The organism is Arthrobacter globiformis (genome assembly GCF_003261175.1).
Taxonomy (GTDB): Bacteria; Actinomycetota; Actinomycetes; order Actinomycetales; family Micrococcaceae; genus Arthrobacter; species Arthrobacter globiformis_A.
Map to the genome: position 1 here is coordinate 1 of NZ_QLNP01000063.1, position 13,389 is coordinate 13,389.

General features: G+C 66.0%; 10 protein-coding genes. 9 read left to right on the plus strand and 1 reads right to left on the minus strand.

The features are described from left to right. The 7 genes from DBZ45_RS05965 to DBZ45_RS05995 all read left to right on the plus strand — a co-directional run. A partial coding sequence (locus DBZ45_RS05965; protein WP_111903024.1) for an amino acid permease occupies positions 1 to 1,416 on the plus strand: 1,416 nt, incomplete at its 5' end. Between the two features lie 418 nt (positions 1,417 to 1,834). Further along, the gene (locus tag DBZ45_RS05970; RefSeq protein ID WP_111903025.1) at positions 1,835 to 3,211 is read left to right on the plus strand and encodes an FAD-binding oxidoreductase; all 1,377 of its coding nucleotides are present in this window, start codon (positions 1,835 to 1,837) and stop codon (positions 3,209 to 3,211) included. A 130-nt stretch (positions 3,212 to 3,341) separates the two neighbouring features. Beyond that, entirely contained in the window at positions 3,342 to 4,712 is a 1,371-nt protein-coding gene (locus tag DBZ45_RS05975; RefSeq protein WP_111903026.1) for an MBL fold metallo-hydrolase, read from the plus strand. Positions 4,713 to 4,751: 39 nt separating this feature from the next. Continuing rightward, on the plus strand, positions 4,752 to 5,300 hold the full coding sequence (locus tag DBZ45_RS05980; RefSeq protein WP_223256953.1) for a universal stress protein: 549 nt from the start codon (positions 4,752 to 4,754) through the stop codon (positions 5,298 to 5,300). 108 nt (positions 5,301 to 5,408) lie between these two features. Next, a complete protein-coding gene (locus DBZ45_RS05985) occupies positions 5,409 to 6,725 on the plus strand; it encodes an ATP-binding protein (RefSeq protein WP_111903027.1) in 1,317 nt (438 codons plus the stop codon). A 109-nt stretch (positions 6,726 to 6,834) separates the two neighbouring features. After that, positions 6,835 to 7,452 (plus strand): transmembrane-type terpene cyclase, encoded by a 618-nt coding sequence (locus DBZ45_RS05990; RefSeq protein WP_111903028.1) that lies wholly within the window; start codon positions 6,835 to 6,837, stop codon positions 7,450 to 7,452. 3 nt (positions 7,453 to 7,455) lie between these two features. Continuing rightward, the gene (locus tag DBZ45_RS05995; protein ID WP_111903029.1) at positions 7,456 to 8,706 is read left to right on the plus strand and encodes a low temperature requirement protein A; all 1,251 of its coding nucleotides are present in this window, start codon (positions 7,456 to 7,458) and stop codon (positions 8,704 to 8,706) included. Here DBZ45_RS05995 and gluQRS read toward each other — a convergent pair. Further along, positions 8,703 to 9,596: a tRNA glutamyl-Q(34) synthetase GluQRS gene (gene gluQRS / locus DBZ45_RS06000; protein ID WP_111903030.1), complete on the minus strand. Its 894-nt coding sequence runs from the start codon at positions 9,594 to 9,596 to the stop codon at positions 8,703 to 8,705. The two genes, DBZ45_RS05995 and gluQRS, sit on opposite strands and share 4 nt — an antisense overlap. A 368-nt stretch (positions 9,597 to 9,964) precedes the next feature. Between gluQRS and DBZ45_RS06005 the strand changes: the two genes are divergently transcribed. Beyond that, complete coding sequence (locus tag DBZ45_RS06005; RefSeq protein ID WP_190243046.1) at positions 9,965 to 10,423, plus strand: Lrp/AsnC family transcriptional regulator; 459 nt, start codon at positions 9,965 to 9,967, stop codon at positions 10,421 to 10,423. Between the two features lie 185 nt (positions 10,424 to 10,608). Next, the gene (locus tag DBZ45_RS06010) at positions 10,609 to 13,332 is read left to right on the plus strand and encodes an FG-GAP-like repeat-containing protein (RefSeq protein ID WP_111903032.1); all 2,724 of its coding nucleotides are present in this window, start codon (positions 10,609 to 10,611) and stop codon (positions 13,330 to 13,332) included. Positions 13,333 to 13,389: the final 57 nt, after the last annotated feature.

A 13,389-nucleotide genomic window follows, 5' to 3' on the forward strand; every position in this document is an offset into this window, starting at 1 on the left:
CCGCGGCAGATCCAGATGATCGCCATCGGCGGCGCGATCGGCACCGGCCTGTTCCTCGGCGCCGGCGGCCGGCTCAACGCTGCCGGGCCGTCCCTGGTCATCGCCTACGCCGTCTGCGGCTTCTTCGCCTTCCTGATCCTGCGCGCCCTCGGCGAACTCGTGCTGCACCGGCCCTCGTCCGGCTCTTTCGTCTCCTACGCCCGCGAATTCTTCGGCGAGAAAGCAGCCTTCGTCTCGGGCTGGTTCTACTGGATCAACTGGGCCACCACCACCATCGTGGACATCACCGCCGCCGCCCTCTACATGAACTTCTTCGGCAACTACATCCCCTGGATGGCCGACGTCCCCCAATGGGTCTGGGCACTGACCGCCCTCGTCGTCGTCCTCTGCCTGAACCTCGTTTCCGTCAAGGTCTTCGGCGAAATGGAATTCTGGTTCGCCATCATCAAGGTCGCCGCCCTCGTGGCCTTCCTCCTCATCGGCACCTACTTCGTCATCTTCGGCACCCCCGTCCCCGGCCAGGAAACCGGCTTCAACCTCATCACCGACAACGGCGGCATCTTCCCCAACGGCCTGCTGCCCATGATCATCCTCATGCAGGGCGTCCTGTTCGCCTACGCCTCCATCGAACTCGTCGGCACCGCCGCCGGCGAAACCGAAAACCCCGAAAAGATCATGCCCAAAGCCATCAACTCCGTGGTCTTCCGCATCGCCGTGTTCTACGTCGGCTCCGTCATCCTGCTCGCCCTGCTCCTGCCCTTCACCGCCTACCAAAAGGGCGTCAGCCCCTTCGTGACGTTCTTCGGCTCGATCGGCATCGAGGGCGTGGACGTCATCATGAACCTCGTGGTCCTCACCGCAGCCCTGTCCTCCCTCAACGCCGGCCTCTACTCCACCGGCCGGATCCTGCGCTCCATGTCCGTGGCCGGCTCCGCCCCCAAATTCGCCCAGCGCATGAACAAAGCCGGCGTCCCCTACGGCGGCATCGCCATCACCGCCGGCGTCTCCCTGCTCGGCGTCCCGCTGAACTACCTCGTCCCCTCACAGGCCTTCGAGATCGTCCTGAACATCGCCTCCGTAGGCATCATCGTCACCTGGGCCACCATCGTCCTGTGCCAGATCCAGCTCAAACGCTGGGCGGACAAGGGCTGGCTCAAACGCCCCTCATTCCGGATGTTCGGCGCCCCCTACACCGGCTACCTCTCGCTGCTGTTCCTCGCCGGCGTACTGATCATGGTCTTCATCGACTCACCCCTGACACTTCTGGTCACCCTCATCGCCATCGCACTCATGATCGCCGGCTGGTACGCCTGCCGCAAACGCATCCACGAAATCGCCGAAGCCCGCGAAGGCTTCACCGGCATGTCCCCCGTCGTCGCCAACCGCCCCACCCCGGGCAGCGCGGACCGGATCTAACCCGGCAGCTCACCCCTCGCGGCACCAGCAGCGCGCCGCTGAGCGCGAACGGACATTTGAGGCTCCACTCCGGGGGCCACAAGTGTCCGTTCGCGCTTAAGGGGTGTTTGCATTATTGACCGCCGTTTGGAGCGGGAGTAATTTACGACTAGCCGTGCCGTAACCGCTGGGCCACCGGCACTAACCGCCGACACGGGGACGAACCTCCTGTCTGAATCACGCCAAGGCAGGCCGCGCCACGCTGCCGCCCCTGCCAAGGTGCATCCGGTCTCCGCCGCTGTGGAAGTCCGCCGCCCGGACCACTGCCCCTCCACGAGGTGGGCCCGCACCGGCTGCTTAAACAATCACCCGGCGCGGCCGTGCGGCGGCTGCCCCCACACATACCGGGGCGTGCGCCCCGGATGAATCGGAGTACGCCATGGACAGCAACTCCTTCCAGGCCTTGCAGGAGAAGGTGCGGGGCCAGGTCATCACGAGCGACCACGCAGACTATGACGCCGCGCGGGCGGTTTTCAACGGAATGATCGACAGACGCCCTGCGGCCATCCTGCGTGTGTCGCAGGTAGCGGACGTCATTGCGGGCGTGAATTTCGCGCGCGACGCAGGCTTGGATCTGGCGCTGCGCGGCGGCGGCCACAGCGCGCCCGGTTTCGGGACACACGACGGCGCCCTCGTCATCGACTTCGCAGGTTGCCGGGGGGTGCGAGTCAACCCTGCGGATTCCACGGCCCGGGCTGAAGCGGGTACGACGTGGGCAGACTTTAACCACGCCACCAGCGCCTTTGGGCTGGCCACCACGGGTGGCATCATCGGATCCACGGGCGTTGCGGGACTAACTCTCGGCGGAGGCATCGGCTATCTCGCACGGAAGTACGGGCTGTCGTGTGACAACCTGAAATCCGCGGACGTGGTGACTGCCGACGGGAAATTTTTGATTGCCAGTGCCACGGAAAATGAGGACCTCTTCTGGGCCTTGCGCGGTGGGACGGGCAACTTCGGCGTCGTGACCTCCCTTGAGTTCAACGTGCACCCCGTTGATGTTCTCTACGGCGGAGTGATTATTTACCTGCTGGAACATGCCGAAGCCGTGGCCGGGCTCTTCAGGGAGTACATCGCCACGGCACCGGAGGAAATGGGTGCGTTCCTGGGCTTCCACCAGGGTCCGCCGGTCCCGTTCCTGCCTGAGGAGTATCACGGAGAACCCGTGGTTGTGCTCGTGGGCGGCTGGGCAGGCCCCCACAACGCGGGTGAACGTCAATGGCAGCCGTTCCTTGATGTTGCTCCCGTCGCCGGCTCCTTTCTGGGTCCCCTTCCCTACACGGTTCTCAACACGCTCTTCGACCCCATGTATCCGAAGGGCCTGCAAGCCTACTGGAAGTCAGAGTTCCTGCCCGCCATAACCGATGACGTTGTCAGTGTCGCCAAGAAGTTCGGGGAGGGCATTCCCAGCGTCCAGACGGCAAACCACTTCTACCCGATGAACGGTGCCGTCCAGCGGGTCGGGCGGGACGAGACCGCATTCCCTTACCGCGACGTCAACTTTGCCGTGGACATTGCCTGCCATTGGGAGGACCCGGCCCACAACGAAGCCAACACGAAGTGGGTGCGAGAGTACTATGCCGAGCTCCACCCCCTCGGTTCCGGTGCAGGCTACGTGAATTTTCTCGACGCCGATGACCAGCCCCACATCGAGGACACATACGCAGGGAACTACTCCCGGCTCGCCCAGGTGAAGGCCAAGTACGACCCCGGCAACCTGTTCCACATCAACCAAAACATCAAGCCAGCCGGCTGACACCGCAGACGCCGGGCCGGGCTCCATAGTTTGGCAGGTTCCTTCCGCCGCCATTCGGCCTACCATGGAGGCATCCGGGGCGAGGCCCGCGATGAGCGCTGCCTCCACGGTGCGTCGAAGGGCCGGACGAATGGACGTCGTTGTCATCGAAACCCCGCAGCTCGGGGACCGCAGCTACCTGGTCCATGACGGCCGCGTGGCGCTGGTGGTCGATGCGCAGCGGGACACGGACCGCATCGAGGAGGCCGCGAGGAACGCCGGAGTGAGGATCACCCACGTCGCCGAAACCCATGTCCACAACGACTACCTCACCGGAGGTCTGATCCTCGCCCGCGCCCACGGCGCCAAATATCTGGTGAACGCCGCGGACCAGCTGGCTTATGAACGGGAGCCTGTTGAGGACGGCCAAACCCTGCAGATCGGCGCGCTCACGCTCCGCGCCGTGGCCACTCCCGGGCACACCCATACGCACCTGTCTTACATCGTTACGGACGGTCCGGGCCGGGCCGTGTTTTCCGGCGGCAGCCTGCTCTTCGGCTCCGTGGGCCGCACCGATCTTCTCGGTCCCGGCGACACCGCCGGGCTGACACGGGACCAGTACACCTCCGTCCACCGGCTCGCTGACGAGGCCGGACCCGATGCTGCCCTCTACCCCACCCATGGGTTCGGCTCGTTCTGCTCGGTCGGGCCCGCCGCGCGTGCTGAGACGTCGACCATTGCGGAGCAGCGCGACGCCAACCACGCGTTGGCGGACCCGGATCCCGAACACTTCGCGGCCGAGCTCATGGCCAATCTCTCCGCGTACCCTTCCTATTACGCCCACATGGCCCCCATCAACATGACCGGCCCCGAGCCCGCGGACCTGGGCCTGCCGGAGTCACTCGGCGCCGCTGAGCTGACGGAGCGGCTGGCGAACGGCGAATGGGTGGTCGACCTGCGCCACCGCGTGCTGTTCGCCAGCAACCACCTGCGGGGCACCGTCAGCTTCGAATACGGCTCGGGACGAAGCTTCAGTTCCTACCTCGGCTGGGTTCTCCCTTGGGGCGAAAAACTGACGCTCGTCGGCAGCCGCGAGGATCTGCAAGCCGCCATCCGCGACCTTTCCCGCATCGGCATCGACCGCCCCGATGCCGCAGTGGGAACAGAACCCGGCGAACTGGCGCCGGGAGCCCCCGTCGCCTCTTATCCCCGGGCCGGATGGCCCGCCGTCGTTCATGAAAAGCCCGACGGCGACCCCTTACTGGACGTGCGGCGCAGCGACGAGTTTGCTGCCTCCCACGTTGCTGGCGCCATCAGCGTGCCGCTGCACGAACTGCTGGGTCGTCTGGGTGAACTGCCCCAGGGGCGCCTCTGGGTGCACTGCGCCACCGGCTACCGTGCCGGCGTCGCAGCCAGCCTGCTGCAGCGGGCGGGGCGGGAGGTGGTGCAGATCGATGCCCGCTTCCGGGACGCGGCGGCCGCCGGAGTGGCCTTGCAAATGCAGCCGCTGCAGCGGCGGTGAAGTCCAAGTTCCAAGTCGAGGTTGCAAAGGAGAACAGCGATGGATGCTGAAGGCAAAGTGGTTGTGGGCGTGGACGGCTCGGACTCCTCGGTGGAGGCCCTCCGTCTGGGGGCGCGGCTGGCACCGGGCCTGGGCGCCCGCGTTCATGCCGTGGCGTGCTGGCACTTTCCGGAAATGTACGCCGGGTACATCCCCCCGGATTTCGAGGCGTTCGAGGCCTCGGCTGCAAAGATCCTGGCCCAGTCCATCGAGAAGGCATTCGGACCGGACGTCCCGGAGACCTTGACCAGTGAACTCGTGCGGGGACCGGCCCCGGCCAAGCTGGTGGAAGCGGCCGCCGGAGCGGCGATGCTGGTGGTGGGACGCAGGGGCCACGGCGGATTCATGGGCCTGCACCTCGGCTCGGTGAGCACCGCGTGCGTGGCGCACGCCGAATGCCCGGTCCTGGTGGTGCACACCAAGGATGACCACGAGCGTACCCACCGTTTCCGCAGGGGCGCATCGTCCAAGGACGCACACAAGGACGCACACGGGGACGCACACAAGGACCCGGGCAGGGACGCATCCGTGGACACGGCCACGCGCTGACCCCTCCGCGTAACGCAACGCACCTGCAACCCCCTGCGGGCGCGCCATCGCCTATGCTCGGCTGAGCAGCTCAGAACTGGCTCAACGTCGAACCACGGGAGACACCTCATGACCAACTGGCGGATCCGGGACTTCCACTCCGCGGACCTGGACGGCATCCTGCACCTCTGGGAGTCGCTGAAGGCAACCAACGTCGAGCCGGTCTACGCGCTCTCCGAGGTGCTGGCATCCTGCGAAAAGGACCATGCCGTGGTGGCCGTCCTCGGCGACCAGGTGGTGGGCGCCGCCGTCGGCCGGGCAGCTCATGACCAGGGCTGGGTCGTTTTCCTGGCCACGCTGCCGGAATTCCGCGGCCGGGGCATCGGCACTTCACTGCTGGCCGCCGTCGAAAACCGGATGGCGCCGCACGGACTGAACAAGCTTTCTGCCCTGATGCCCGAGTCGGAGACCCGTGTGGAGGCCTTCTTGAGCCGCGGCTTCGTGCTCAAGAAAAACCTGCGCTACTTCGAGCGCACCATCCCCGTGCAGCGCCAGGAACTCGAACCCCTGAGCCTGCTGGGCGGGCGCATCCTGGCCCGCGACCTGTGGGAGAACGTGGCCGGCATGCGCCGGGAAAAGGAACTCTTGGAGCGCCGCCTGGTCCTGCCGCTGGCGGAGGCGGACCTCGCCGACGAATTCGGCGTGGTGCCGCCGCGGGCAGTGGTGCTGTTCGGGCCCCCCGGTACCGGCAAGACCACCTTCGCCAAGGCGATCGCCTCCCGGCTGGAGTGGCCCTTCGTGGAAGTCTTCCCCTCCCGGCTGGCCTCCGACCCCAAGGGCCTGGCTGGCGCACTGCGCGAGACGTTCCTGGAGATCGCGGAACTCGAGCACGCCGTCGTGTTCATCGACGAAGTGGAGGAGATCGCCTCCCAGCGCGCCGGGGACCCGCCGTCTCCGCTGCAGGGCGTCACCAACGAACTGCTCAAGATCATCCCGGCCTTCCGCGAACAGCCCGGCCGCATCCTGGTCTGCGCCACCAACTTCATCCGCGCCCTCGACTCCGCCTTCCTGCGGCACGGCCGGTTCGACTACGTGATTCCCATCGGCCTCCCGGACCGGCAGGCACGTGAAGCCATGTGGCAGCGCTTCATCCCCGCCGCCGTCGTGGACAACGTGGACGTGGAGCAGCTCGTGGACCGGACCAAGGGCTTCTCCCCCGCGGACATCGAGTTTGCCGCGCGCAGCGCCTCGCAGCGGGCGCTGGAAAAAGCAGTGTACGACGACGGCGGGCTGGCTTCCGGGGGCGGCGTGTCCGTCCGCGAGGCGGTCCGGAAAGGTCCCGCCACCCAGGACTACCTCGACGCCATCGCGGACACCCGCACCACCGTCAGCGACGAGGTGCACCAGGAGTTCCTGGAGGACATCGACGCCCTCGGCCGCGTGTAGCCTCTTCGCTGCAGCCAAAGCAACGCGGGGTCAGATAACGCCCATATGTGGGCCCGAATTGGGCGCTAAGTGACCCCGCGTTGCAGTCATTGCCGAGTCGAGGAGCAACGTGATCCTTTTCCTCACCATCGTCAGCGGCGTGGCCTGGACCGTGGTGTATGTCGAGGCGATCAGGCTGGGCCTCCGGGAACGCACCTACGCCATCCCGGCGGCGGCTCTTGCGCTCAACTTCGCCTGGGAGGCCATCTACGCCTCGCGCTCCGTGGCCACGGGAATATCGGCGCAGGGGATTTTCAACATCCTGTGGGGCCTGGCAGACATCGCGATTGTGTACACCTTCCTGAGGTTCGGGCGGGCCGAGCTGCCGGTCTGGATCACGCGGCCGCTCTTCGTCGGCTGGGCCGTCCTGCTGGGCGCCACGTCATTCGCGGTGCAGCTGCTGTTCGTGGCTCAGTTCGGCTGGGACGACGCCACCAAGTACGCCGCCTTCCTGCAGAACCTGCTGATGTCCGGGCTCTTCATCGCGATGTTCGTCGCGCGCGGCGGCGGCCGCGGCCAGTCACTCGTCATCGCCGTGTCCAAGTGGATCGGTACGCTGGCGCCCACCATCGTCTACGGCGGGTTTGGGAACTCGGCGCTCATCCTGGGGCTCGGAGCCTTGTGCAGCGTGTTCGACTTGGCATACATTGCCCTGCTCTGGCGGGCACGAAGAACCGCTACTGTTTGATCCATGCCCTCTAATCCGCTTCGGCACGCCGTGGCCCGCATGGGCGGCCGGGATCCGCACCAGCTGCACCGGACAGCCACCCCGCTGGAACTCTTCTTCGACCTGACTTTCGTGATCGCCTTCGGGGTGGCTGGCAGCCAGTTCGCCCACGAGATCGCAGAGGGACACTTCGGCGCCGGGCTGCTCGGCTTTTCCTTCGCGATGTTTGCCGTCATCTGGGCGTGGATCAATTTCACCTGGTTCGCCAGCGCCTACGACACCGACGACTGGGTGTTCCGGGTGGTCACCATGGTTCAGCTGCTCGGTGTCCTGATCCTGGCGATGGGCATCGAGCCCATGTTCCACTCCCTGGTGGAGGGGAGGCATGTGGAGAACACGGCCATCGTCGGCGGCTACGTCATCATGAGGCTTGCCCTGGTCTTTCAGTGGCTGCGCGCTGCCCGGCAGGATCCGGCCCGCAGGCAGACGTGCCTGCGCTACGCGGGATACCTGGCAGTGGTCCAGCTTGGGTGGATCGCTGTGCTGTTCATCCAGGCGGACGTCGCCACCACCTTCCTGATGATCGCACCGCTGTATGTCCTGGAGCTGGCCACTCCGTACGCCGCCGAACGGAACGCCGCCACGCCCTGGCACGCCCACCACACCGCTGAACGCTACGGCCTGCTGGCCATCATCGCGCTCGGCGAATGCCTGATCGGCGCCGTCGAGACACTCCGGGCCATCGTTGCCAGCCATGGCTGGTCCGTTGATGCCGCCCTGGTGGGTTTCGGCGGCACCGCGCTGGCCTTCAGCATGTGGTGGATTTACTTCATCCTTCCCGCCGGCCGGGCACTGCACCTGCAGCGGCACCGTTCCTACTTCTTCGGCTACGGCCACATCCCCGTCTTCGCCGCAATCGCCGCCACGGGCGCTGGCCTGCACGTCGCTGCGTACTACATCGACCACGCCGCGCACATCAGCGCCGCCGCCGCAGTCGCCAGCATCGCCGTTCCCGTGGCGCTCTTCAAGATCTCGCTTACGGCACTCTTCAGCGTCATGACGTGCGTCGACCGCACCCTCATCGCCGTCACTACAGGAGTGGTGGTTGTGCTCGCGGGAAGCGTGGCACTGGCGGCCGCGGGCGTCTCCGTTCCCGTCTGCCTGCTTGTCATTGTTGCGGCGCTCGGTGCCTCGATCGTCATCGATGAGCGCCGGAGCACGGATCTGCTGCACGCGGCGCTGGCGAAGCTGGAGCAGCGGGCCAAGCCCGCCTAACTCGCTCCGCTACGCTCACGCCAAACCCACGGACCACGCGGCAGGCGGGCAGGTGAAAACCCCTTGAGGGCGGTCTCCAGGGATGCGCCAGGGAGGCCCAGTGATTCCAAAATGATGCGCTGCACGGCTTCCGCGGACCTTCCGACGGCGGCCAGGTCGCTCAGCGTTACCGCGCCGTCCCGCTTTGCAAGACGGGCGCCGTCGGCGTTCACCACCAGCGGCACGTGGGCATATTCCGGGACGGGAATATTCAAGAGTGATGCCAGATATGCCTGCCGGGGTGTGGACGGCAGAAGATCGTCGCCGCGGACCACCTGGTCTATGCCCTGTTCGGCATCATCCACGACGACGGCCAGGTTGTACGCGGTCACGCCGTCGTTCCGGCGCAGGACAAAGTCGTCCACGACGCCCGTGAACGTCCCGTGCAGCACGTCCTCCACCGTCCACCCGGGAACAGAGGAACGCAGCCGGATCGCGGCCGGACGGGTGGACCGCTTGAACTCGAGCTCCGCCGCCGACAATCGGCGGCATGTGCCGGGATAGGCTCCCTGCGGTGCGTGCGGCGCGGAGGGTGCCTCTTGGATCTCACGGCGGGTGCAGAAGCATTCGTACGTCAGCCCGGCGGCGGCCAGCCGTCCGATGGCCGCCGTGTACAGCGCTTCGCGGTGCGTCTGACGCACCACCGCACCGTCCCAGGTCACCCCGACGGCCGCCAAGTCCCGCAGCTGCACGGCCTCAGCCCCTGCCCGCGCGCGGTCGAGGTCTTCGACGCGCAGCAGAAACCGCCGTCCGGTGGAACGGGCAAAGAGCCATGCAAGGATTGCCGTCCGGAGGTTTCCCACATGGAGCTCACCGGACGGGCTCGGTGCGAAGCGGCCAGCGCAAGTCATGCCATCCACTCTATGCCGAACACCACAAGAGCCCCTCAGCTACCGCGCTCCGGGCGTTGGCCGGGGATCGGTGGCTCAGGGGCTCTTGCCGTGCCTGCCCTGAACGAACTGCGTTCCGGAATCGAGGCACTTCCTGCGGAAAGACGAATGCGTGAACAAGTGTCAATCAGCGGCTGCCTCCTTGCGGGAAGCGTGGTCCAGGGGGCCGGGTGGTGTGCCGGGGGCCTGTAGCCTGCTGGCTGCGGGGGTAACCGTTGCCTGCGTTGCCACTATCTGAGCAGAAGACTTACAGTAGGCGCAACGGGCGCTGAACCGACTGGTCAATCTGACTAGTTATGCGGGCCTGAACAGGACAGGAAGTGATCAGATTGCAGGAGCTCGACGCCACCGACCGGAGGATCCTTTCGGCCTTGGACGAGGATCCGCGGCTGCCCATCATGGTCCTGTCCCAGCGGCTGGGCCTGGCCCGCGGAACTGTACAGTCGCGCCTGGAGCGGATGACGGCGTCGGGCGCCCTCCGGCCCAATAGCAGCCGTGTTCTGCCTGCGGCGCTGGGCCGCGGCGTTGCCGCCGCGGTCAGCGCCGAACTGGACCAGAGCCACCTCAACGAGGCCATCGCTGCGCTGCGCGAAATCCCGGAAGTACTGGAGTGCCACGCCCCTGCCGGCGACACGGACCTGCTGATCCGGGTGGTGGCCACCAGCCCTGATGACCTGTACCGGGTCTCCGAGGAGATCCGCCTATGCCCGGGAATCGTCCGGACGTCCACCAGCATGTTCCTGCGCGAGGTAATTCCCTACCGGACTACGGGCCTCCTAGAGCACTGACCAAACCCCCTTGGAGTGGCGCTCCGATACTGCGCAAATCATTGGGGAAAACTGCGCATATTCCGGGGGCTGTCCTGCGGTGGCAGCTGTAATCTGATTTAGCATCTGCCGCAGCACTGGGCACGCAGCGGGTGCATTGTTCGCTCGGGGTCTCCGCCGGGGGGTCGGTCTCAATAAGGAACTCAATGCGCTCTTTTTCCCGTTCAATCGCGTCGGTCACCGGATTGCTGGTTCTCGCCGCGGGCCTCGTCTCGCTTCCCGCCGCCGCCTCGGTGGCTGCCACAGATCCTGCCGCGGGCGGCACTGCACTGCCGGTGGAGTCCCCGACGGAACAGGAGCACCACGGATACGAATCCGCGCCCGGCGTGCCGATGGACGGGCCGCCTTCCGGACTGGCCCTGCAGACCGAGGCGGGGGTGACCGCTCCCGTTCCAATCACAGTCAAACTCGTCGTGGCCACCCTCGTCGATAACAGGGACGTCGTTCCGATGGCCCAGGCAGAAACGGCCGTAACGGCCTCCAGCAACTACTGGAAGGCGATGTCCGCCGGCCGCATCTCCATGACCGTGACCGAGCGGGCCACCTTCGACTCCAAAACAGCGCGGTCGACGGACTCGTACTACGACATGATCAACAAGATCACGAGCGAGCTGAAGTGGACCTATAGCGCCAACAAGGCGCTCGTGATCTTTGTGCCCAGCGCCACGCTCGGCGGGGGCGCCCTGGGCGCCGGCTACAGCAGCAACGGCAACAGCGGTCGGGTGCTGATGCCGAAGATTAGCGGCTTCACCAGCAGCGTGATCGCACACGAGTTCGGGCACGTCCTGGGATCCATGCACGCCGACGCCCTGCAGTGCAGCAGCGGCGTTTCGGATGTGGGCGTCACCAGCACCGGGCAGTTCACTGATTCCTCCTGCTATATCCGGGAATACGGCGACAGCACCGACCTGATGGGGCTGTCCAGCTACAGCATGCCGGTGATCAGTTCGCCGTTCTGGGAGGCCAGGGGCCTCGGAAATGGCACTGATGTCCGCGATCTCGGCGTGGCTTCCGGCGTGAAGAGCTACACACTGAAGCCGTGGGGCGACACGAAGTTGGCCTACCGTGCGGTGAAGTTCGCAGATCCGGTCAGCCGGGAGGTCTACTACCTGGAGCTCCGCCAGCCGGTCGGCTACGACGCCTACCTGGCCAGCGGGTCCGCGGGCAACCGCGGCGTAAAGGTGGTCCAGCGGGGCGGCGCCACCCCCTCGTCCTCGCTGGTACTGATGCCGTCCACCGTTCCATTCAGCGGGTACTACGCCAACAATCACACGTGGCAGGCCGGCAGCACGTTCATCACGAATGCGGGAACCCGGGTCACCATCAATGCCGTCACCGCCACCTCGGCCTCTGTCACCATCGATGCCGACCTCGCGCGGCACACCAAGATCCAGTTCTCGGCCGGCGACTTCAACGGTGACGGACGCCCGGACATGGTCTCCCGCGAAGCCGACGGTTCACTCCTGCTGCTCCCCGGCCTGGGTGGAAATAAGCTCGGCACCCCCGTCAAGATCGGTTCCGGCTGGAATGCCTTCAACCTGGTCCTCGGCAACGGGGACTTCAACGGGGACGGAAAATCGGACATCATTGCCCGCACCTCCGACGGCGGCCTGTGGCTTTACCCCGGCAGCGGAACCGGCGGCTTCCAGCCCCGCAAGCAGATTGGCTCCGGGTGGCAGATCTTCAAGCGCGTCGTGGCCGCGGGTGATTTCGACGGCGACAGCAAGCGGGACCTGCTGGCCATCCGGGGCGATGGCACCCTCCTGCTGTACCCCGGAAACGGGATCGGCGGCTTTGCTGCCGCACGCCAGGTGGGCTCCGGTTGGCAGGCGTTCACTGCTGTGGCTTCAGCCAACGGCTTGGCGGACGATTCGCCGGGTCTGCTGGCACGCTCAAGCGACGGAGTGGTCTACCTTTATCCCGGAAATGGAACCGGCGGGTTCGGGCCCCGGAAAACCATGTCCACGGGCTGGAACGGCGTAGCCGACATCGTCGGTGACCAGGACTTCACGGGCGACGGAAAAACTGACATGCTGGCCGCCAGCACGGCCGGCTCCATGACGGTTCATGCCGGAAACGGATCAGGTGGCTTTGCAGGGCGCCTGACAATCGGGGCCGGCTGGGGCCGGTTCAACAAGGTCTGGGAGGCCGGAGACTTTGATGGTGATGGACGGCCGGACATCCTCGCCCGCACGTCCCAGGGCGACCTGCTGCTCTATGCGGGCAACGGATCTGGCGGCTTCCGGGCCTCTCGCCTGATCGGCAGCGGCTGGAACGCGTTCACCCAGATTCTCTCCGCCGGGAACTTCGACGGTGCCGGCGGTCCGGATCTGATCGTTTCTTCCCCAGATGGCGGGCTGCTGATGTATCCCACTGACGGCCGGGGTAACTTTTATCCCTCGAAGCGGATCGGCAACGGCTGGAACGTCTTTTCCCGGATACTTGCACCCGGCGACTTCAACGGCGACGGGAAGGCGGACATCATAGGACAGTCTGCGGACGGCACGATGTGGCTCTACCCGGGCAGCGGCACAGGGGGCTTCCAGCCCAAAAAGCTGATCGGTGCTGGTTGGAACTCCTTCTCTGACGTCATCGGCTCCGGCGACTTCACCGGCGACGGGAAGGCCGACTTGATGGCCCGGACGGGTGACGGGACGCTCCTTCTCTATCCCGGCAATGGGGCATCGGGTTTCCTTCCAAGCAGACAGATCGGCGCCGGATGGAACACCTACACCACCATGGCGGGTGTGGGTCGATTCACTGGAACAGGCAGCCCGAACCTCGTCGCCGTAGCACTGGACGGGACGCTCGTTCTTTACAGCGGGACGGGAACCGGGAGCTTCCGCAGCGTGATCCTGAATCCCCGCTGAGCACGGGAGACAGTTAGGCGCGAACGGACACTTGGGGCCCCGGATCCACTCGGATAC

What these genes read in the sequence shown, in the direction of transcription:
- DBZ45_RS05970 (WP_111903025.1), top strand. Translation starts at nt 1,835, where the DNA reads ATGGACAGCAACTCCTTCCAGGCCTTGCAGGAGAAGGTGCGGGGCCAG.
- DBZ45_RS05975 (WP_111903026.1), top strand. Translation starts at nt 3,342, where the DNA reads ATGGACGTCGTTGTCATCGAAACCCCGCAGCTCGGGGACCGCAGCTAC.
- DBZ45_RS05980 (WP_223256953.1), top strand. Translation starts at nt 4,752, where the DNA reads ATGGATGCTGAAGGCAAAGTGGTTGTGGGCGTGGACGGCTCGGACTCC.
- DBZ45_RS05985 (WP_111903027.1), top strand. Translation starts at nt 5,409, where the DNA reads ATGACCAACTGGCGGATCCGGGACTTCCACTCCGCGGACCTGGACGGC.
- DBZ45_RS05995 (WP_111903029.1), top strand. Translation starts at nt 7,456, where the DNA reads ATGCCCTCTAATCCGCTTCGGCACGCCGTGGCCCGCATGGGCGGCCGG.
- gluQRS (WP_111903030.1), bottom strand. Translation starts at nt 9,596, where the DNA reads ATGACTTGCGCTGGCCGCTTCGCACCGAGCCCGTCCGGTGAGCTCCAT.
- DBZ45_RS06010 (WP_111903032.1), top strand. Translation starts at nt 10,609, where the DNA reads ATGCGCTCTTTTTCCCGTTCAATCGCGTCGGTCACCGGATTGCTGGTT.